The 19,355-nt window shown below is 58.9% G+C and carries 16 protein-coding genes and 1 tRNA gene; 12 read left to right on the top strand and 5 right to left on the bottom strand.

The annotated features are described in order from the left end of the window. Positions 1-2: 2 nt before the first annotated feature. Entirely contained in the window at positions 3-851 is an 849-nt protein-coding gene (gene accD, locus PO778_RS02895) for an acetyl-CoA carboxylase, carboxyltransferase subunit beta (protein WP_271438539.1), read from the top strand. 7 nt (positions 852-858) lie between these two features. Beyond that, the gene (locus tag PO778_RS02890) at positions 859-2,154 is read left to right on the top strand and encodes a bifunctional folylpolyglutamate synthase/dihydrofolate synthase (protein WP_271438538.1); all 1,296 of its coding nucleotides are present in this window, start codon (positions 859-861) and stop codon (positions 2,152-2,154) included. Between the two features lie 287 nt (positions 2,155-2,441). Here PO778_RS02890 and PO778_RS02885 read toward each other — a convergent pair whose 3' ends face one another. After that, positions 2,442-4,133 carry an AmpG family muropeptide MFS transporter gene (locus PO778_RS02885; RefSeq protein WP_271438537.1) on the bottom strand — a complete coding sequence of 564 codons (1,692 nt, stop codon included), beginning with the start codon at positions 4,131-4,133 and terminating at the stop codon, positions 2,442-2,444. 86 nt (positions 4,134-4,219) lie between these two features. On the opposite strand from PO778_RS02885, the gene PO778_RS02880 reads away from it, so the two are divergent. The 3 genes from PO778_RS02880 to rsmD are packed head-to-tail and all read left to right on the top strand — an operon-like array spanning position 4,220 to position 6,752. After that, entirely contained in the window at positions 4,220-5,380 is a 1,161-nt protein-coding gene (locus tag PO778_RS02880; RefSeq protein ID WP_271438536.1) for an aromatic ring-hydroxylating oxygenase subunit alpha, read from the top strand. 17 nt (positions 5,381-5,397) lie between these two features. Next, on the top strand, positions 5,398-6,207 hold the full coding sequence (locus tag PO778_RS02875; RefSeq protein WP_160729593.1) for a pseudouridine synthase: 810 nt from the start codon (positions 5,398-5,400) through the stop codon (positions 6,205-6,207). After that, positions 6,204-6,752 (top strand): 16S rRNA (guanine(966)-N(2))-methyltransferase RsmD, encoded by a 549-nt coding sequence (gene rsmD, locus PO778_RS02870; RefSeq protein ID WP_271438535.1) that lies wholly within the window; start codon positions 6,204-6,206, stop codon positions 6,750-6,752. Before PO778_RS02875 ends, rsmD begins: the two co-directional genes overlap by 4 nt. Before the next feature lie 167 nt (positions 6,753-6,919). Here the strand turns inward: rsmD and PO778_RS02865 are convergent, their stop codons facing one another. Continuing rightward, positions 6,920-7,198, bottom strand: a complete 279-nt coding sequence (locus tag PO778_RS02865; RefSeq protein WP_271438534.1) for a hypothetical protein — start codon at positions 7,196-7,198, stop codon at positions 6,920-6,922. Between the two features lie 134 nt (positions 7,199-7,332). Here PO778_RS02865 and PO778_RS02860 point away from each other — a divergent pair, with 134 nt between their 5' ends. Beyond that, a complete protein-coding gene (locus PO778_RS02860; protein ID WP_271438533.1) occupies positions 7,333-9,633 on the top strand; it encodes a UvrD-helicase domain-containing protein in 2,301 nt (766 codons plus the stop codon). Positions 9,634-9,728: 95 nt separating this feature from the next. Here the strand turns inward: PO778_RS02860 and PO778_RS02855 are convergent, their stop codons facing one another. Both PO778_RS02855 and PO778_RS02850 read right to left on the bottom strand, forming a co-directional pair. Continuing rightward, positions 9,729-11,141 carry a DEAD/DEAH box helicase gene (locus PO778_RS02855; RefSeq protein WP_271438532.1) on the bottom strand — a complete coding sequence of 471 codons (1,413 nt, stop codon included), beginning with the start codon at positions 11,139-11,141 and terminating at the stop codon, positions 9,729-9,731. Between the two features lie 148 nt (positions 11,142-11,289). Continuing rightward, positions 11,290-11,838, bottom strand: a complete 549-nt coding sequence (locus tag PO778_RS02850; RefSeq protein ID WP_271438531.1) for a hypothetical protein — start codon at positions 11,836-11,838, stop codon at positions 11,290-11,292. 159 nt (positions 11,839-11,997) lie between these two features. Between PO778_RS02850 and PO778_RS02845 the strand changes: the two genes are divergently transcribed. Beyond that, positions 11,998-13,461, top strand: coding sequence for an FAD-binding oxidoreductase (locus PO778_RS02845; protein ID WP_271438530.1), 1,464 nt, complete (start codon positions 11,998-12,000; stop codon positions 13,459-13,461). 86 nt (positions 13,462-13,547) lie between these two features. Further along, entirely contained in the window at positions 13,548-14,342 is a 795-nt protein-coding gene (locus PO778_RS02840; RefSeq protein ID WP_271438529.1) for a SapC family protein, read from the top strand. Between the two features lie 194 nt (positions 14,343-14,536). Here the strand turns inward: PO778_RS02840 and PO778_RS02835 are convergent, their stop codons facing one another. Then, the gene (locus PO778_RS02835) at positions 14,537-15,394 is read right to left on the bottom strand and encodes an N-formylglutamate amidohydrolase (protein ID WP_160729586.1); all 858 of its coding nucleotides are present in this window, start codon (positions 15,392-15,394) and stop codon (positions 14,537-14,539) included. A 214-nt stretch (positions 15,395-15,608) separates the two neighbouring features. Between PO778_RS02835 and cpdR the strand changes: the two genes are divergently transcribed. The 4 genes from cpdR to PO778_RS02815 all read left to right on the top strand — a co-directional run bounded on the left by cpdR (position 15,609) and on the right by PO778_RS02815 (position 19,319). After that, positions 15,609-15,998, top strand: a complete 390-nt coding sequence (gene cpdR / locus PO778_RS02830) for a cell cycle two-component system response regulator CpdR (protein ID WP_160729585.1) — start codon at positions 15,609-15,611, stop codon at positions 15,996-15,998. An 88-nt stretch (positions 15,999-16,086) separates the two neighbouring features. After that, positions 16,087-16,161 (top strand) — tRNA-Val (locus PO778_RS02825). A gap of 116 nt (positions 16,162-16,277) precedes the next feature. Continuing rightward, the gene (locus PO778_RS02820) at positions 16,278-17,492 is read left to right on the top strand and encodes an NADP-dependent isocitrate dehydrogenase (RefSeq protein ID WP_271438528.1); all 1,215 of its coding nucleotides are present in this window, start codon (positions 16,278-16,280) and stop codon (positions 17,490-17,492) included. Positions 17,493-17,720: 228 nt separating this feature from the next. Then, positions 17,721-19,319, top strand: coding sequence for a bifunctional GNAT family N-acetyltransferase/carbon-nitrogen hydrolase family protein (locus tag PO778_RS02815; RefSeq protein ID WP_271439328.1), 1,599 nt, complete (start codon positions 17,721-17,723; stop codon positions 19,317-19,319). The last annotated feature ends 36 nt before the right edge of the window (positions 19,320-19,355 follow it).

The following is a 19,355-nucleotide window of genomic DNA, read 5'->3' as shown; positions in this document are numbered from 1 at the left end:
AAATGAACTGGCTCACCCGCGTCCGCAACTCGCTCCCGTTTGGCGCAAAGCGCGAAACCAATGACAATCTGTGGGTCAAATGCCCGCAATGTCAGGAGATGCTCTTTGCAAAGGAATTTGCCGACAATCACAAGGTCTGCCCGCGCTGCGATTATCACGGCCGGATTGGCGCGGATGAACGCCTGAACCTGATTCTCGACATGGGCTACGACCTGCTGGAGCAGCCGGAGGTCAAGGAAGACCCGCTGAAGTTCAAGGATTCAAAGAAATATACCGACCGCCTGAAAGAAGCGCGTGCGAAGAACCCGCACCGCGATGCATTCAGCGTCGGTTCCGGCCAGATCGAAGGCCACGATGCTGTCGTCGGCGTGCAGGATTTCCACTTCATGGGCGGTTCCATGGGCATGGCCGTGGGCACCGCATTTTGTCAGGGCGCCGAACGCGCGCTGACCCGCGGCTGCGCCTATATCGTGGTCACAGCTGCTGGCGGTGCGCGGATGCAGGAGGGCATTCTCAGCCTGATGCAGATGCCCAAGGCGACCGTGATGACACGCCGCCTGAAAGAGGCCGGCCTGCCCTATATCGTCGTTCTGACCGATCCGACCACGGGCGGCGTTACAGCCAGTTACGCAATGCTCGGCGATGTCCAGATTGCGGAACCGGGCAGCCTGATCGGCTTTGCGGGCCAGCGCGTGATCCAGGATACGATCCGCGAGAAATTGCCCGAGGGGTTCCAGCGCGCAGAATATCTGCGCAAGCACGGCATGGTCGACATGGTCGTCCACCGCCATGAACTGCGCGAAACGCTGGCGACGCTGCTCGATTATCTGCAAGGCGCGAAAGCCGCCTGACAGGCCCATGAAGGATTTCGGCAAGTCGGATCATCCGGCGGTTCAGGCCCAGCTTGACCGGCTGGCGGGTCTGTCGCTGCCCGAAGGACGCCTTGGGCTCGATACGATACGATGCCTGCTGGACCGGCTGGGCAATCCGTACCGCAGTCTGCCGCCTGTTTTTCATGTTGCCGGGACCAACGGCAAAGGCTCCACCTGCGCTTTTTTGCGCGCCATGCTTGAGGCGGATGGCAAGCGCGTTCACATGACCACCAGCCCGCATCTGGTGCGCTATAACGAGCGTATCCGGCTGGCGGGCGAACTGATTGCCGACGATCCGCTGGCCGCGCTGCTGGAGGAAGTGCTCGATGTAGCAGAAGGGCTGAACCCGAGCTTCTTCGAAGTCACCATCGCCGCCGCCTTCCTCGCATTCAGCCGGACGCCAGCCGATGCGTGCGTGGTGGAAGTCGGCCTCGGCGGCAGGTTCGACGCAACCAACGTTCTGGAGCCGGAGGCGCTGGCGGCCTGCGGGATCGCGGCTCTCGGGATCGATCACGAGCGATTTCTGCTCGCACCGGAGGAAGGCGTGCCGCAAGTGCCGCTCGCCCGTATCGCTTTCGAGAAGGCAGGCATTACCAAGCGGGGCACATCGCTGATCACGCAGAGTTATCCTGAAGAAGCGACACTGGAAATCGAACGTGCCGCACTCGCCGCCGGGGCGCCGCTATCCATGCGCGGCAGGGATTGGCATTCGAGCATCAGCGAAACCGCGCTGCATTACGCAGACCGGCATGGCGAGCTGGTTTTACCTTTGCCACAACTTCCGGGCCCGCATCAGGGGGACAATGCGGCCTTGGCAATTGCCATGCTTCGTCATCAGGACCGGGTGAACGTAGCCAGCGGCGCGTTGGCGGCGGGTATCCGAAATGCGAAATGGCCTGCCAGACTTCAATTGCTTGCACCCGGCCCGCTTTGCAGTGGCCGCAAAGTATGGCTGGACGGCGGACACAACCCGGATGCCGGCAAGGCGCTGGCTGCGCATTTTGCCGGGCAGCGGGTTCATCTGCTTCTGGGCATGATAGAAGGGAAAGACCCGCAGGCTATTCTGGGCCCGCTTGCCCCATCCATCGCAAGCGTGACTGCGGTGCCGATTTCCACTCATGAATACCAGCCAGCTGCCTCATACGGCGCGGACATCATGCAGGCCGCTTCGCTGGAAGATGCGCTCAACGCATTGCCTGACGACGGGTTGCCGGTGTTGATTGCGGGGTCGCTCTATCTTGCCGGAGACGTGCTGCGGATGAACCGGGAAAGGCTGGATTAATCGACCCTACGCGGCTTCATCGTCAGCCAGCTGATAAGCCCGACCGCCAGAAACAGCCCGATAAACAGCGCGATTTTGCCCGTAATTGACGGCATTTTGCTGCTCGCGAAAGTCCACAGTACGAACGCGCCGATTGCATAAGATGCCTCGTGCGCTCTGGCGACGACCTACGATGTTCCGCAGCGTTCGCAATCATAGGGTTTCCCCAAGCCCCAGACGAGCAGGCGCAGCGGCGCTGCCTTACCGCATTCCGGGCATTTCGGTCCCTTATTCATTGATTTTCCTGATCAGCCGCCGGGCGCAACAACACCCGCAGCCTTGCCAAGCCGCGACTGCCGCCACCATTCGACCAGGCACAGCGCGACCGCAAAGAAACCGATCAGCGTCGTCAGGATGAACACGTCAAAATATCCCTGATCCTCAATCATCTTGCCCAGCGCACCGCGACCCAACGTGCCCACCAAAAGAGTTAGTGAGGAAAGGAGCGCGTATTGCACCGCGCTATAGCCTTTTGCCACAATGCTGGAGAGATAGGCGACGAAGGCCGCACCAGCGATCCCCACAGCGATATTCTCGCCCGCGATGGCCATCATCAATTTCGCCAGCCGCGGATCGCCGCCAAGCTCCGAGACAAGCCAGGTGAAGCCGCTGGCATCGCTCACCGCTTGCATCACCGCGCCCCCGCGCGCGAGATCGGCGTAAAGCAGGTTGGTCGCAGCGGCCAGAAACGCGCCAAGCGTCAGCGTCATCATCCGCCCCAAAACGGTGAGGAGATAACCGCCCAGCGCGAGGCCGAGCATCAGCGCACCGACGCCGAAGAACTTGGAAGCAACAGCAACTTCATCCTTCGTGTACTGCAATTCGCCGAGGTAGAAGGGATAAGCGAAGCTGCCCCAGATTGCGTCGGTAATCCGGTAAGTCAGCACGAGAGCGAATACGATAACCAGCGCCCAGCCTAACCGGCCGACAAAATCGGTCAGCGGCAGAACAAGTGCTCGGTAAAGGTGATCGAGCATCCGGTCCGCTGCCGAGGTCGCAGGTGCCGCCTGCTTGAGCAGGTTGGTGCCTTTTCTCTCGATCCGTACCAGCCATGCCGCGATCAGCGATGGAACGACCACAGTCGCCACAACCACCAGCGGCCCCATGGTGGAAATGAACGCCACCGAATCCGGCCGCGCGCCGGGATCGCTGGCAAGCGAGCGGACCATGAATACGCCAACCGTAATCAGCGCCCAGCCCCACAACAGGCCGACCGCGCCGAGCGCCATGAAGCGAATGCGTGGGCTAAGCTGACCTGCCTCGCGCAGGCCATGCGGGTCGCTTTCGTTGGTTTCGATTACCGATGCGTCTGTGTCAGGCGCGAACAGGCCGGCGATACCGACAACCAGCAGGATCGCCCCCATGGTGAGGTAGACTGTCGGCCAGCTGGTCCGTTCTGCCAGAAACAGGGCGAGCGCGCCGCCGACCAGCGCCGCAATCCGGTACCCCATCTGATACACAGTCGACAGGATATCGATTGTCGCGACTTCATCGGCGACATCGACGCGCCAGGCGTCAATCACGACGTCTTGCGTGGCCGAAGCGAACGCGCCCAAACCGGCAAGCAGCGAAAACCAGCCGAGCGCTGTTTGCGGGTTCAGCGTCGACAGCACGACGAGGAAAATCCCGAGCATGATCTGCGCGGTGACGATCCACTGTTTGCGTTTTCCCAGCCGCCGCAGCAGCGGGATATCCACCCGGTCAAGCGCAGGGGACCACAGGAACTTGAAGGCATAGGCAAGACCGATCAGCGAGAACACGCCCATCGTTTCCAGATCAACTTCTGCATCCGAAAGCCACGCATACAAGGTGCCCAGCAACAGCGCATAAGGAAGGCCGGCCGCGAAACCGAACAGCAGCATGAACCCGGCCTTGCGATTGCCGAGCGCCGCCAGAACCCTGCGCCAACCCGGCTTATCGTTCGCTTGTGCTGCGGCCATGAATCCTGCGTCCTCTTTGTCTTATCGCGATTTCGTGCGACACTAGCTAGGTTCGCCGAATAGGAAAGCCAATAGAGGCAAATGCCATGAACGAGATTGGAACCAAGCCGCGCAAATTCCGCCCCACCGACAGCCAGTTGGCGCTGGCCGAGGCTATCGTCAGGGAGGAAGAACGCGAAACACAAGGGGTCACCCATGTGCCAGCGTCGGTCTATACCGATCCGGATCATTGGGAGCGTGAGAAAACCGCTCTTTTCGGCCGGCTGCCGCAGGTTATCGCGCCCTCCGCGTTGCTACCGGAAGCCGGAATGGCTGTGCCGCACGACCAGACAGGCCGCCCGCTGCTGATCACCCGCGACGCAGAGGGCAAGGCGCATGTTTTCCTGAATGTCTGCCGCCACCGCGGCACTCGGCTGGTGGAAGGCACGGAAATACAGTGCGCGAAACGGCTGGTATGTCCGTATCACGCCTGGACTTACAAGCTGGACGGGAAGCTGCTGGCCCTTCCCCGGCCCGACACATTTCCCGGCTTCGAGAAGTCGGAACATTCGCTGATCGAATTGCCCAGCTTTGAAGCGGGCGGGCTAATCTGGTTCTCGCCCGTTGAAGGCGCTGATTTCAGCGACGCCCAAACTCTGGGCGAAGATTTCGCTGCATTCGGGATGGACGATTTGCACCTGTTCCGGCGGAAAACCCACGATGTCGCCGGCAACTGGAAACTGATCATGGATGCCTTCCTTGAAAGTTACCATGTGACGCGGCTGCACGCGAAAACGATCGGGCCGTTCTTCAAGGACGGCATAACGTCGGGCGATCATATCGGCCCGCACGCGCGCTCTGCCGTTGGCCGCAAGGAAGAACTGGACCATGTCGATCTGACTGACATGGAAGCGCTGCGGCGGGTGATCACCTTTGCCTATCAATTGTTGCCCGCCACCATCATCATCCCCAGCCCTGACTATGTGAATGTGATGGTTCTGATGCCGCAGGCGCATAACCGGACACTGGTCGAAGACTTTATGCTGATCCCGGAAAAGCCCGCGACCGAAAAGGCCCGCGATCATTGGGAACGAAGCTGGGCGCTGCTCGACGGCGGGGTCTTTGCGAGCGAGGATTTCCGTGCCGCCGAACTGGGCCAGCAGGGTCTCGAGACAGGGGCAGTGCCGCAGATTACGCTGGGCACGCTGGAAACGGGCATCCTGCGCTTCCACGAAACGGTGCAGGAAGCATTGCGCGCGGCGAATTGAACGCCTAACCGCGCGCCATGGTCAAAATCACCCCCACCCCGCCCAAATCCGAAGATTCGTCGAACAGTGGCGATCGGCCGGAAGGGCACCGGATTGCGAAGCTGCTGGCCCGTGCCGGCGTTGCCAGCCGCCGCGAGGTGGAGCGGATGATTGGCGATGGCCGCGTTGCCATCGACGGCAAGGTTCTGGAAACAGCCGCCACGATCATTCCGGACCTGAAGGGCGTGACGGTTGACGGGAAGCCAGTGGGCAAGCCCGAAGCGGCACGCCTGTTCTGTTTCCACAAGCCCCCGGGACTGCTCACTGCAGAGCGTGATTTCAGCGGCCGCGGGACGATTTACGATGCGCTTGTCAACGCCATGCCCAAGGACGCGCCACGGGTGATGCCTGTCGGCAGGCTCGACCTCAATACCGAGGGGCTGCTGCTGATGACCAATGACGGCGAACTCAAGCGGGCGATGGAATTGCCCAGCAGCGGGATCCCGCGCACCTATCGCGCCCGCGCATTTGGTGACATCAGCCAGGCGCAGCTGGAAGACCTGATGGACGGCATCACGATCGAAGGCGTCAACTACGGCCCGATCGACGCCAATCTCGAGCGCCGGACCGGGCGTAACCAGTGGATCGAGCTGACTCTGACCGAAGGCAAGAACCGCGAAGTTCGCAATGTGCTCGAATATTTCGGTCTCGAAGTGAACCGGCTCATGCGCACGGCATATGGTCCCTTCATTCTGGGCGATATCAAACGCGGCACGGTTGCCGAGATCAAACAGTCCGACGTGGAACGTTATCGCAAGCAGCTCGCACGTGAGACCAAGCGAAAATGAGAATTATCGCTGGCGAATGGCGTGGCCGCAAAATTACCGCTCCCAAAGGGGAAACGACGCGTCCGACTGCGGATCGCACGCGCGAAACCCTGTTCAGCATGCTCACAAGCCGCCTCGGCACCTTTGAGGGTCTTTCAGTGGGCGATATGTTTGCAGGGTCTGGCGCGCTCGGGCTGGAGGCGCTTTCGCGCGGCGCGGCGCACTGCCTGTTTGTCGAACAGGAAGAACAGGCGCTCAAAGCCATTCGCGCCAATATCGCCGCCTTCGGCGCCCGCGAAAAATCGGACGTCAGGGCAGCATCAGTCATGGGTCTGGGATCTGCGCGGCAACCGCTCGACCTGATCATGCTTGATCCGCCCTATGATACAGGTGCGGGCATGGTGGCCCTCGACAAGATGCAACGACAGGGCTGGATCAACGAGGCAACTTGGATCGCACTTGAAACAGGCTTGAAAGAAGACGTTTCGGTCAAGAATTTCGAGATCGATGTCGAACGCAAGGTCGGCAAGGCAAAAATCACGCTTCTGCGCCTGAGTGAAGCCTAAGCCGGCGGTAGATCATATACTGCGCCAGATGGACTTGTTCTGTTCGCAAAGCTTAACATGCTCACCGCCCTGTGACAGCGCATGAAAAAGGGCAGCCGCGCCATGGCACGACCGCCCTCTGTCTGCGACCAGCACCGAACAAAAGCCGGTGCGTGCGCGACGAACCTTCAGTCCATTTGGCTGGCAGGCTTGCCCGGCCAGTAATCTAGCGGACGGTTGCCCCATTTGAGACCCGCCGCACGCGGATTGATGCAGCCATCGGTCATTCCGTCCATGCATACTGCATAGACCTTGCCTTCGATCTTCACCTTGGTGGCCACGCCCCGGGCGTTGCGCTCAACGATTTCAGGAGATTTTGCATCGGTGCCGTGATGGTTGGCCATAGCGAAACTGCCGCTTGTCATCGTTACGCCAACGGCCACTACTGCGAGAAAAAACTTCTTCATTTCAATACCTCTTGGGTAATTTCGTTTGATGGTGGGTCAACGGAGGCGGGCCAAATCGGTTCCGAACAGGGAAAGTCAGGGCACATCTGGACACTTGCAGTTGCGGTCGATGTTCCCTAGCTGTTCACCATTCCATGACCGACCATCTTCCCCCTTCTGCGCCCACCCAAAATGGCGATATCCCCGCCTATGCGGCACGTCTGAACCCGCCCCAGAAGGATGCTGTTCTCACCACCGAAGGACCGGTCCTGATGCTGGCCGGTGCTGGAACCGGCAAGACCGCTGCATTGACCGCGCGGCTGGCGCACCTGGTCGCCATGCGCAAGGCGTGGCCGAGTGAAATTCTGTGCGTCACGTTCACCAACAAGGCCGCACGCGAAATGCGTGAGCGCGTCGGGCAGCATATTGGACCATCGGTGGAAGGCATGCCTTGGCTTGGCACCTTCCATTCAATTGCTGCGAAAATGCTGCGCCGCCATGCCGAACTGGTTGGCCTGCAAAGCAATTACACCATCATCGACACCGACGACCAGCTGCGCCTGATCAAGCAATTGATCCGCGATGCGGAGCTGGACGAGAAACGCTGGCCGCCGCGCCAGCTGGCCGGTCTGCTCGATCAATGGAAGAACCGCGGACTTAATCCCGGCGATCTCGATGCAGTCGATAACGAGGCGTATGCGAACGGACGCGGCCAGGAATTTTACCGCAAGTATCAAGACCGGTTGAAAGCGCTGAACGCGTGCGATTTCGGCGACCTGCTGCTGCATGTGCTGAACATTTTCCGCCAGCACCACGATGTGCTGGATCTGTACCGCAAACGCTTCAAATACATCCTGGTCGATGAATACCAGGACACGAACGCAGTCCAGTATCTGTGGCTGCGACTGCTTGCTCAGGAACGCAAGAACATCTGCGTGGTCGGCGATGATGACCAGTCGATCTATTCCTGGCGCGGTGCAGAAGTTGCCAACATACTGCGTTTCGACCGCGATTTTCCCGGCGCCAAAGTGATCAAGCTGGAACAGAATTACCGCTCCACCCCTCAGATTCTGGCGGCTGCATCGGGCCTTATCGATGCCAACAGCCAGCGCCTGGGCAAGACTTTGTGGACCGAAATTCCCAACGGCGACAAAGTGCGCGTGATCGGTGTCTGGGATGCGCCAGAGGAGGCTCGCCGCGTAGGCGAAGAGATCGAGCGTCTAGAACGTGAAGGTTCGCCGCTCGACGAGATCGCAATCCTTGTTCGCGCACAATATCAGACGCGCGAATTTGAGGACCGCTTCATCCAGATTGGTCTGAATTACCGGATTATCGGCGGTTTCCGTTTCTACGAACGGGCCGAGATCCGCGATGCGCTCGCCTATCTGAGGGTGATTGCTCAGCCGGCAGACGATCTGGCATTCGAACGAATATACAATCAGCCTAAACGCGGGCTCGGCGCGAAAACGCTGGAAAAAATGTATCAATATGCGCGGGCGGCGAACTTGCCCCTGGCTGCTGCGTCTCTGCAACTCGCTGACAGCGACGAATTGCCCAAGCGTGCCGGAAACACCATCGCCGCGCTGATGCGCGATTTCCTCCGCTGGCGCGAGATGGAACCGAATGTCACACCGTCGGAACTGCTGCGGACAGTTCTCGACGAAAGCGGCTACAGCGCCATGCTGGAGGCCGAACGTTCAACCGAAGCGGCTGGCCGGATCGAGAACCTGTCAGAGCTCGCACGGGCGATGGAAGAATATGAAACGCTTGGCGACTTCCTCGAGCATGTCAGCCTTGTGATGGACAATGATGCCTCTCCAGACGAGGAAAAGGTTACCATCATGACGATGCACGCGGCGAAGGGGCTTGAGTTTAACAACGTGTTCCTGCCCGGCTGGGAAGAAGGTGTATTCCCTTCGCAGCGCTCCCTCGACGAAGGCGGCTTGGCCAGTCTCGAGGAAGAGCGCCGGCTCGCCTATGTTGCGATCACTCGGGCGCGCAGGCGCTGCACCATCCTGCACGCTGCCAACCGCCGCATTTACGGCCAATGGACCAGTTCGATACCCAGCCGGTTCATCGAAGAACTGCCTGACGAACATATCGATCAGGAAACCACCATGACCGGCGGCGCGTCGCTGTGGCGCGCAAACTGGTCGGAAGCAGACGATCCGTTTGCCCATGTCAGCAATGCGCGCAGCCAGACCCGCGGTCCGGGTTTCCAGCGCGCGCTTTCCAGTGGGTACAGCAAGCAGCCGGCCGTGGTTAAGGAGCCTCGCCGCAGTGCTGCCAGCTTTGCCGCCAAACCGCGTCAGGACATCGCGCTGGGCGCAAGAGTGTTTCACGACAAATTCGGCTACGGCACGGTCATGTCGCAAGAAGGCAACAAGCTGGAAATCAATTTCGAACAGGCTGGGACCAAGCGGGTCATCGACAGTTTCGTGACGCTAGCGGATTGATACATGCTGCTTGCGCAGTCGCCATGCTGCGACTGGCAGGCATGCATCACGCCAGCCAAGGCGGCAGAATTTCAATCCTGAAGCTGATTAAGCTGTCAGTCGAACCCTACACTCAGGAAATCAGGTTTGGGACCATTCCACTCGCCCGCGGGTACCGGCTCGGAATCCTCGTCGCGGTAATTGCGGCGTGACTTCGGCTTATCAGTGCGATCTGCCTTGTCGCGGCGCGGCTTTCTGGGTTGCTCGTCCCGTGCCTCTTTGCGGCCTTTGGCTTCGCGATCGTCGCTGTCAGCTCTTTTTCTCGAACGTGTTTCCTTCGGAGCGCCAACATCGTCCTTCTTCGGCTTTGGCGCACGCGGCGGTTTGGGCGCTTCAGTCAGCTCTACGCGGACATCATCCTTGCCGAAGACCTTGATCTTGCTCTTGGTCAGCTTCTCGACATTGTCGATCGCTTCTGCGTCGGCGTCTGTCACAAAGGTGAAAGCCCGGCCTTTTGCCCCTGCCCGGCCTGTGCGGCCGATGCGGTGGACGTAATCATCGGGGTGCCACGGCGTATCGTAATTGAATACGTGGCTGACGCCCTTGATGTCGAGGCCGCGTGCAGCAACATCCGAGGCCACCAGAATATTGATATCGCCCGATTTGAACCCTTCGAGTTCTTTCTGACGTGTCGCCTGATCGATATCCCCGTGGATCTCGCCGCTTTTGAACCCGCTTTGCTGAAGCTGTTTGTTCAATTCGCGAACGGTCGTCTTCTTGTTCGAGAAGATGATCGCCGTATCGACATGATCGTTGCGCAGCAGCCATTCGAGCGTTTCGCGCTTCTGGCGCGGTTTGACGTTGACCCTGAACGCAGTGATATTTTCGTTCGTGTTACCGGCCCGGCTCACTTCGATCTGTTTCGGGTTAGTCAGAAACTTGTCAGCCAGCTTTTTGATAACCGGCGGCATGGTTGCCGAAAACAGCATCGTCTGGCGGGTTTCAGGCAGCTTGTCGCAGATGAATTCGATATCAGGGATGAAGCCCATGTCGAGCATCCGGTCCGCTTCGTCGATTACCAGCAGTTCGCAGCCGTTGAGCATGATCTTGCCGCGCTCGAACAGGTCCATCAATCGGCCCGGAGTTGCGATCAGGACATCGACACCTTCGTTCAGCGCCTTCAACTGGTCGCCCATCTGCACGCCGCCGATCAACAGCGCCATTTTCAGATCGTGGTTTGCACCGTACTTTTCAAAGTTTTCTGCAACTTGTGCAGCCAGTTCGCGGGTCGGCTCCAAAATGAGCGACCGCGGCATCAGTGCGCGGCGGCGGCCAGCAGCCATCACGTCGATCATCGGCAAGACGAAGCTTGCGGTTTTACCCGTACCCGTTTGGGCGATGCCAATCAGGTCCTTCATCATCAGGATGGCAGGGATAGCCTGCTCCTGAATCGGCGTAGGTTCGGTGTAGCCGGCCTCTTCGACCGCTTTTAACAACTCATCGGAAAGGCCGAGATCGGCAAATGACATAGATTATCCGGATAAACGAGGGCATGGTGCCCGTTTCCGCCAAGGCACTGTGCCCAAGCGTAAAACCGCCGCAGCCTCTGCGCGCAAGGCGGCGAAAAGTCAAGAATTGCCGCACTGGAGCGGCATGGAGCCAGAGCGGCGAGCCTGCCTAGTCAGCAACCAATTGCCGGATTCGGCTCAGTTCGCACTTCGCCCCGGTCCTCGATTGCAGCTTGTCCCGGTCGATGCAAAGCCGCCCATCTTTGCTAGGCTCGACATAAAAGCCGGAATAGAAGTCACGCGCAGAGCACGCTTTTTCCAAATTTGCCGCAATCATGCGTTGGTCGCGCATGTATAGCATCAGCCGGTTATCGCGCGTCGGCTGAACGCCGGCGATGCTGCTCATATCAACGCATTTGCCAATCTTGCGTTCTACGACTTTTGTAGGGCGTTCACGCTGGGGCAGGTCCGCCATCAGGTTCTGACGCACGCTGGGGCTGCGCGGAGACACCCGGATGATAACCCGCTGCTGGATTCGAACCTGTCGCTGGATCGGCATCGCGCCTGCATCCTCCAGCCCGAGCCAGTCATCGCTGAATACCGGTTGGCCGCTCTGAGCCTGAGGCGTAAGCGCCTGCTGATCACCCGCAGCTTCACCGCTGGCTGCACCGGGCAGCAAAAGCACCAATGGCGCTATCAAGACGGTCAGGCTTGGCATAAATCAGTCAGGTAACTCCCCAATCCGCCCCATGTTTGCTTACTGGCAGGACGGTGTGTGTGCCCTCTATACCTGCGAAGCTTGAATGTTGGCTTAATTGGAAACGCAAACCATGCAAATGGTGGTGCGCACTGTATCCGCTGTGCAATAGAGTGCAGCATGGCAGAAAAGAATCCTCACCAGTTCGATCACTTCCTGAGCGAAGCAGGTTCTGTACTCGGACCCAAGGGCCTGACCTCCAACTACGAGGACATGGAACCCTGGCTGACCGACTGGCGCGGCCGATATTCCGGTTCGGCGCTGGCAATGGCCTCTCCTGCATCGACCGCAGAAGTGGCTGCACTTGTCAGGGTATGCACCAAGCATGGCATCGCGATTGTGCCGCAAGGCGGAAACAGCGGAATGTCTGGCGGCGCCACCCCTGATGAAGGCGGCAAGTCGATCATACTCAGCCTGCGCCGAATGAATGCGATTCGCGCGCTCAACGAAGAAGAACGCAGTGTGACCTGCGATGCGGGTGTGATCCTGCAGACCTTGCACGAAACCGCAGAGGCGAAGCGGCTTCGTTTCCCGTTGACGCTCGGCGGTAAGGGCTCAGCCACCATTGGCGGGCTTATTTCGACCAACGCCGGGGGCACACAGGTGTTGCGCCACGGGACCATGCGCGCGCAGGTCGCCGGACTGGAAGCGGTGCTGCCCGATGGGCAGATTTTCAATTCGCTCACCCCGCTGAAAAAGGACAATCGAGGGTTCGATCTGAAGCAGCTTTTGATCGGATCGGAAGGCACATTGGGGATTGTGACTGCGGCAACTCTGCGTTTGCTCCCCGAAATCGGCGGCCGCGCCGTCATGTGGGCGGGCCTCTCCAGCATTCTGGATGCGCGCAAATTGCTACTGCACTTCCAGGATCAGGCTAACGAACAACTCGAAGGATTCGAAGTCATTCCGCAGCACAGTTTACAGGCGGTCCTCAACCATCAACCCGAGCAGAAGGCTCCCCTGGCAGAAATGCACCCGTGGAACGCGTTGATCGAACTCGCCGCGCCAAAGGACAAGGCTGATGCTCTGCCCGATTTGGCAGAGACCATTCTGGGAAGCGCTTTGGAACTCGGTCTGATTGAAGACGCAACCATCGCAGCCAGCGAAACCCAAGCCGAACAGATGTGGCATTTGCGCGATTCGATTTCTTCTGCCGAACGCGCAATCGGGCCGGCGATGCAACACGATATTTCAGTTCCGGTGGACAAAATGGCGGACTTTGTCGCGGCCGCCCTGCCCGCGGTTCAGGAACGCTTCGCAGATACCAAGGCTGTGGCATTCGGGCATCTTGGCGATGGCAACGTCCACTTTCATGTGATCGCCCCGCCTAACGCGGTTCCCGGGCAATGGGAAAAAGCAGAAGGCAAGAAAATCAGCAGCTTCGTCCATGATCTTGTTACCGAATGGGGCGGATCGATAAGCGCTGAACACGGTATCGGACAAATGAAACTTGCCGAACTGGAACGACTTGGAGACCCGGTTTCGATCTCGCTCATGCAAACGATCAAGAATGCGCTTGATCCGCAGTGTCTGTTCAATCCCGGAAAACTTGTTCCGCTTGCGCGCTCGGGCACGAACCCTTAAAGCGCGCGCTTCACATGGGAGGGCGCTCGAATACTGGTCGTCCACCAGACATCTGTTTTCTTGATTAGATCTACCGGAGAATGTCCATGGCGAGCGCGCCGCAGCCCCAACTGCCCCTGTTTTATAAAGACCTCATGCCGCTCAACAGCCGCGATCACGCGAACTGGAAGAGCCGTCCGATGGATTCCGCCGAGTGGCTGAAGAGTGCGCACGCAATCCCGCTGACCGTCGATGAGTTTGTTCAGGCGCAGCGCTATTTTCCGATCGTCTTTTCGTCAGGCGAAAATCCACTTCCACTGGCCCTCATGGGCCTGAATGAAGGTGTAAACGTATTTGTCGACGACAGCGGCAAGGTGACCGACCCGATTTACCTTCCTGCCTACATTCGCCGTTATCCGTTCATGCTGGCCAAGCTGAAGCCCGACAGTGAAGAACTGTCGCTTTGTTTCGACCCGACCGTTGGTGCGGTGGGCGAGTACGAAGAAGGCACAGCTCTGTTCGACAGCGAGGGCAAGCCGTCTGAAACCACTCAGGGTATTCTACAGTTCTGCGAACATTTCGAAGGCGCAGGCCAGCGCACCAAGGCTTTCGTCGACGAACTGAAAAAGCACGATTTGCTAATGGATGGCGAAATCTCGATTGCGCTGAATGATAGTCCCGACAAACCGTTCATTTATCGCGGTTTCCAGATGATCAATCAGGAAAAGTTCGCCGATCTTCGCGGTGATCTGGTTCGTGAATGGAACAAGAACGGCATGCTTGCCTTGTCGCAGGCCCACATGATGTCGCTCGACCTGATGCGTTCGATCTTTGCCCGCCAAACCGGCCAGGGCAAAGGCCCGCAATTACCGACTGCGACTGAACCCGCTGCAGGCGCCTGAGCGCACGACAAACTGATACAATTTTGAAGGTGGGCCGGGGTTGAAGAGCTTCGGCCCCCTTACTATTTGGACAGTATTCGGATGGCACTCCCCCCTCATAGCCATCCGGATGGGTACGCCACGGCGTGCCCCCTCCCTGAACCTTGGCCACCTCGTGCGATTTGCACGAGGTGGTTTTTTCTTGTCTGAAAGGCTTATTCGGCGGCGAGCGGCAGCGCGCCTGAACGGCCCAGTCGGGCAACCAGTTCGCCCAGAACCCGCACAAGTGACGCAACGACCGATGCGACTTCAGGAAGCTTGTCTGTTGTCGTAGTCAAAGAACCATCGAGATAGGTCGAACGGCAAACTTCCAGCTGTATGGCGTGAATCCCGCGTCCCGGGGACGAATGCCGATCCAGTACGTATCCGCCGGCATAGGGGCGGTTATGGGCAACAATGGCGCCCTGATCTGCCAGGTTCTGAAGTGCGGCGGCGACAATCCGGTCGTCTGCGCTGGCCCCGAACCGGTCACCGATAACGAATTGTGCCGCGCGATCATCCTCATGCATCTTGCGCAGAGGCGGCATCGAATGAAGGTCAACCAGCAAGGCCGCGCCCCATTTGTCTCTGACCCGTTCCAGCATCTCCGCCAATGCCGAGTGGTAGGGTGAATGAATGTTGGTGATCCGCGCATCCAGTTCGGCACGCTCCATCTGACCTGTCCAGATCTCCCCCAGTCCGGGAAGACGCCGGGGCACCAAGCCCAGTCCGCTTCGTGCGCGGCGATTGGCGATTGAGTGTTTTGCGGGGCTGCTCGCACCGCCAGCAACCATTTCCCAGTCCATGTCGTCGGCGGCCCGATTGAGGTCGAGCATGGCGCGCGGGGCATGAGCCAGCAACAGCCCTGCCCCCGTCTGGCGTGCAGCCGCAGTGCCGACATGATCGATGTAACGATCTTCCAACCGCACCTGCGAATATTCGGGACGCCTCATCCGCTGAACCAAGTTTTCTGGATAAGTACGCCCGGCGTGCGGCACGGCCACTACAACCGGAATCGGAACATCGTCGGTCATGGAAAGCGAAAATGCAGCTTTTCTCGTCCCTGGAATCACTGTTTTTCGCACCTTTCGCGCGGTTCGACTAAAAGCATCGCGGGCCGGCCAGGCCGAAACCTCGATGGTCATGTTTTCAGGTCGCTGTGCTGAACCATCAAAACATTTGTGTCAAAGCAGGCCAATTGGCCGAATGCCAAAGATTTCTTAAGCCAATTGGGCTAAACGCCCTCGAATGACGGATACATCTGCACTGCGAATCCTTTTGGCCGAGGATGAAGAAGCCATGCGCGGCTACCTTGCACGCGCTCTGGAAAAAGCCGGATACGAGGTGGTTTCCGTCGATCGCGGTACCGAGGCCGTACCGCTGCTCGAAACACAGCATTTCGACCTGCTGCTGTCGGACATCGTGATGCCTGAAATGGACGGGATCGAACTGGCCCAGCGCTGCAACGAGGTAAGCCCTCGGACCAAAGTGATGTTCATCACTGGATTCGCCGCGGTGACGCTGAAAGCAAGCCGCGAACAGCCGACCGCCAAGGTTCTTTCGAAGCCGTTTCACCTGCGCGATCTCGTGCTGGAGGTTGAGCGCGTTTTCGAGGATGCGGCAGCCGCCAGCCTCTAACGCGAATTTATCCCTTTCACCCTCTTGCGCGGCCTGTTCGGTGCGGCTAGAGGGCGCTCCTGCTGTTTCGACAGCATTTTGATGGTGCGGGCGTATAGCTCAGTGGTAGAGCACTGTATTGACATTGCAGGGGTCGGGAGTTCAACTCTCTCTACGCCCACCATCATCTCAAAAGGCGTCGCATGTGCGGCGCCTTTCGTGTTTTCGGCTGCCTAACCTTGCCTCTAGTGCCTCCTCTGCTAAAGCGCGGCCAACTCTTGAAAAGGTAGCAGGAAGCACATGGCGAAAATCACCGTGAAAAACCCCGTTGTCGAACTCGACGGCGACGAAATGACCAAGATCATCTGGCAGTGGATCCGCGAGCGACTGATCCTGCCATATCTTGATATCGATCTGAAATATTACGATCTCTCGATCGAGAAGCGCGACGAAACTGACGACCAGATTACCGTGGACGCAGCAAATGCGATTAAGGAACACGGCGTCGGCGTGAAATGCGCGACCATCACCCCGGACGAAGCCCGCGTTGAGGAATTCAGCCTCAAGAAAATGTGGCGTTCGCCAAACGGCACGATTCGCAACATTCTGGGCGGTGTGGTTTTCCGTGAACCGATCGTAATCGACAACGTGCCGCGCCTCGTACCCGGCTGGACCGACCCGATCGTCGTGGGTCGTCACGCATTTGGTGACCAGTACCGTGCGACCGACACCCTCATCCCCGGTGCCGGCAAGCTGCGCCTCGTGTTCGAAGGTGCAGACGGCAAGAACATCGACCTCGAAGTGTTCGAATTCGAATCGAGCGGCGTCGCGATGGCGATGTACAACCTCGACGATTCGATCCGCGATTTCGCCCGCGCAAGCTTCGCCTACGGGCTTGACCGCAAATGGCCGGTCTATCTCTCGACCAAGAACACCATCCTCAAAAAATACGATGGCCGCTTCAAGGATCTGTTCCAGGAAGTGTTCGAGGCGGAATACAAGGCTGATTTCGACAAGCACGGCCTGACCTACGAGCACCGCCTGATCGACGACATGGTCGCAGCAGCTCTGAAATGGAGCGGCAAGTTCGTCTGGGCCTGCAAGAACTATGACGGCGACGTTCAGTCCGACATCGTCGCGCAGGGCTTTGGCTCGCTGGGTCTGATGACCTCGGTTCTGATGACGCCCGACGGCAAGACGGTAGAGGCAGAAGCCGCCCATGGTACCGTGACGCGCCACTATCGCCAGCATCAGGAAGGCAAGGCCACTTCGACCAACCCGATCGCATCGATCTTCGCGTGGACACGCGGCCTGATGTATCGCGGCAAGTTCGATAACACGCCAGAAGTCGTCGAATTTGCCGAGACGCTCGAGCGCGTTTGCATCGAGACCGTCGAAAGCGGCCAGATGACGAAGGATCTCGCGCTGTTGATCGGCCCGGAGCAGAACTGGCTGACCACGGAACAGTTCTTCGAGGCGATTGTGAACAACCTCGAAAAGGCAATGGCTGCTTAAGCACCACTGCCATCAAATCAGAGGGCGGGTACCGGATGATCCGGTGCCCGCCTTTTTTGTGCGCGGACCAAACGAGCGCCCGGCTTCGCTGTGCGCGGGAACATTCGTCTGCTAATGGCGGTTCGGTATCAGACAGCCCAAAAGTGAAAGAATTCTGTGACCACCAGCAAATCAGCGCCAAGCACCAAGAAGCCCCGCAAAACAGCCGAAAAGTTTGGCAAGCGTCGTCTGGAAATCCGCAACGCCCGGGCGAAGGACGTGCGAGGAATCTCTGCGTTGATCCGCCGAGCCTATACAGAGCTGCCCCCCTACACCCAGGGCGAAATCCGGGGCCAGATCAACAACTTCCCCGAAGGCTGCTTCATCGCGCTGCTGGATGACGAGGTTGTCGGATACTGCGCGTCGATGCAGCTTCCCGAACCGGTGGTGTTCGCCGACCATAATTGGGACGAGATTTCCGGCAACGGTTATGGCAGTCGCCACGATCCGACCGGGGACTGGCTGTATGGCTACGAGATGTGCGTAGACCCCAAGGTTCGCGGCGTCCGCATCGGGCGCAGACTGTATGAAGAACGCCGCGCACTGGCAGAGGAAAAAGACCTCACCGGGATCGTTTTCGGCGGGAGGATGCCCGGTTATTCACGGGCGCGGAGGCGCAAGACCAACCGCGCCGAAAGTCCGCAGGATTACCTGGATCAGGTGCTGGCCGCCAAGATCCACGATCCGGTCCTGCGTTTCCAACTCGCCAATGGTTTCGAGCCGGAACGCATTCTTGAAAACTATCTGCCCGAAGACAAGAGGTCGGAAGGCAATGCAGTGATGATGGTATGGCGCAACCCTTACGTGGACCGCGACCAACCAGTGAAAAAACGCCTTCCCCGCGGTGTCGAGGCTGTCCGTGTTGCGACCTGTCAATTGCAGGCCCGTGCGGTCAAGGATTACGACGAGTTCATGGGTGCAATCGAATATTTCGTCGATGTTGCAAGCGACTACGAGGCAGACTTCATTGTCTTTCCGGAAATGTTCACGCTTATGCTGCTCAGTTTCGAGAAGAAGGAACTGTCCCCGGTCGAGGCGATCGAGCGTCTATCCGAATACACGCCGCGCCTGAAATCCGATATTTCCGATTTCGCCATGCGATATAACATCAACATCATCGCCGGATCGCACCCGACACGGATGGAAGACGGCGATATTCACAACGTAGCCTATGTCTGCCTGCGCGACGGATCGGTGCACGAACAGGAAAAGATCCACCCCACCCCGAACGAGCGTTACTGGTGGAACATCAAGGGCGGTGACAGCATTGATGTGATCCAGACCGATTGCGGCCCGATTGGCGTCCAGATTTGTTATGACAGCGAATTTCCCGAGCTGTCGCGCCGATTAGCCGACGAAGGCGCGCGCATCATCTTCGTGCCGTTCTGTACCGATAGCCGCCAGGGTTACCTGCGGGTCCGCTATTGCGGCCAGGCCCGCGCGATTGAAAACCAGTGCTTCGTCGTCCTGTCCGGCAATGTCGGCAATTTGCCCAACGTCGCGAACATGGACATCCAGTACGCACAGAGCTGCATCCTCACCCCGTGCGATTTCCCGTTTGCGCGCGATGGCATCGCGGCGGAAGCGAGCGAGAATGTGGAAACGCTGACCATCAGCGATATCAACCTCGCCGATCTTAGCTGGGCGCGGGCCGAAGGAACGGTCCGGAACCTGGCAGACAGAAGGTTCGACCTTTACCGCATCGAATGGGATGAGGCTGGCGATCACCCGGGCCGCACGAAGCCGCGCCGCGCACCGATCGGAACACACTCAGCAGGCGGTGGCTAAGCCGCAGCTTTGCGGTGACATAGGCAGAAGCGCACG

It is taken from the genome of Pontixanthobacter luteolus (genome assembly GCF_947494915.1).
GTDB lineage: Bacteria > Pseudomonadota > Alphaproteobacteria > Sphingomonadales > Sphingomonadaceae > Pontixanthobacter > Pontixanthobacter luteolus.
Note: the sequence above shows the minus strand (reverse complement) of the source record. Positions and strands in the feature narration are given on the sequence as shown.

What these genes read in the sequence shown, in the direction of transcription:
- accD (WP_271438539.1), top strand. Translation starts at nt 3, where the DNA reads ATGAACTGGCTCACCCGCGTCCGCAACTCGCTCCCGTTTGGCGCAAAG.
- PO778_RS02890 (WP_271438538.1), top strand. Translation starts at nt 859, where the DNA reads ATGAAGGATTTCGGCAAGTCGGATCATCCGGCGGTTCAGGCCCAGCTT.
- PO778_RS02885 (WP_271438537.1), bottom strand. Translation starts at nt 4,133, where the DNA reads ATGGCCGCAGCACAAGCGAACGATAAGCCGGGTTGGCGCAGGGTTCTG.
- PO778_RS02880 (WP_271438536.1), top strand. Translation starts at nt 4,220, where the DNA reads ATGAACGAGATTGGAACCAAGCCGCGCAAATTCCGCCCCACCGACAGC.
- PO778_RS02875 (WP_160729593.1), top strand. Translation starts at nt 5,398, where the DNA reads ATGGTCAAAATCACCCCCACCCCGCCCAAATCCGAAGATTCGTCGAAC.
- rsmD (WP_271438535.1), top strand. Translation starts at nt 6,204, where the DNA reads ATGAGAATTATCGCTGGCGAATGGCGTGGCCGCAAAATTACCGCTCCC.
- PO778_RS02865 (WP_271438534.1), bottom strand. Translation starts at nt 7,198, where the DNA reads ATGAAGAAGTTTTTTCTCGCAGTAGTGGCCGTTGGCGTAACGATGACA.
- PO778_RS02860 (WP_271438533.1), top strand. Translation starts at nt 7,333, where the DNA reads ATGACCGACCATCTTCCCCCTTCTGCGCCCACCCAAAATGGCGATATC.
- PO778_RS02855 (WP_271438532.1), bottom strand. Translation starts at nt 11,141, where the DNA reads ATGTCATTTGCCGATCTCGGCCTTTCCGATGAGTTGTTAAAAGCGGTC.
- PO778_RS02850 (WP_271438531.1), bottom strand. Translation starts at nt 11,838, where the DNA reads ATGCCAAGCCTGACCGTCTTGATAGCGCCATTGGTGCTTTTGCTGCCC.
- PO778_RS02845 (WP_271438530.1), top strand. Translation starts at nt 11,998, where the DNA reads ATGGCAGAAAAGAATCCTCACCAGTTCGATCACTTCCTGAGCGAAGCA.
- PO778_RS02840 (WP_271438529.1), top strand. Translation starts at nt 13,548, where the DNA reads ATGGCGAGCGCGCCGCAGCCCCAACTGCCCCTGTTTTATAAAGACCTC.
- PO778_RS02835 (WP_160729586.1), bottom strand. Translation starts at nt 15,394, where the DNA reads ATGACCGACGATGTTCCGATTCCGGTTGTAGTGGCCGTGCCGCACGCC.
- cpdR (WP_160729585.1), top strand. Translation starts at nt 15,609, where the DNA reads ATGACGGATACATCTGCACTGCGAATCCTTTTGGCCGAGGATGAAGAA.
- PO778_RS02820 (WP_271438528.1), top strand. Translation starts at nt 16,278, where the DNA reads ATGGCGAAAATCACCGTGAAAAACCCCGTTGTCGAACTCGACGGCGAC.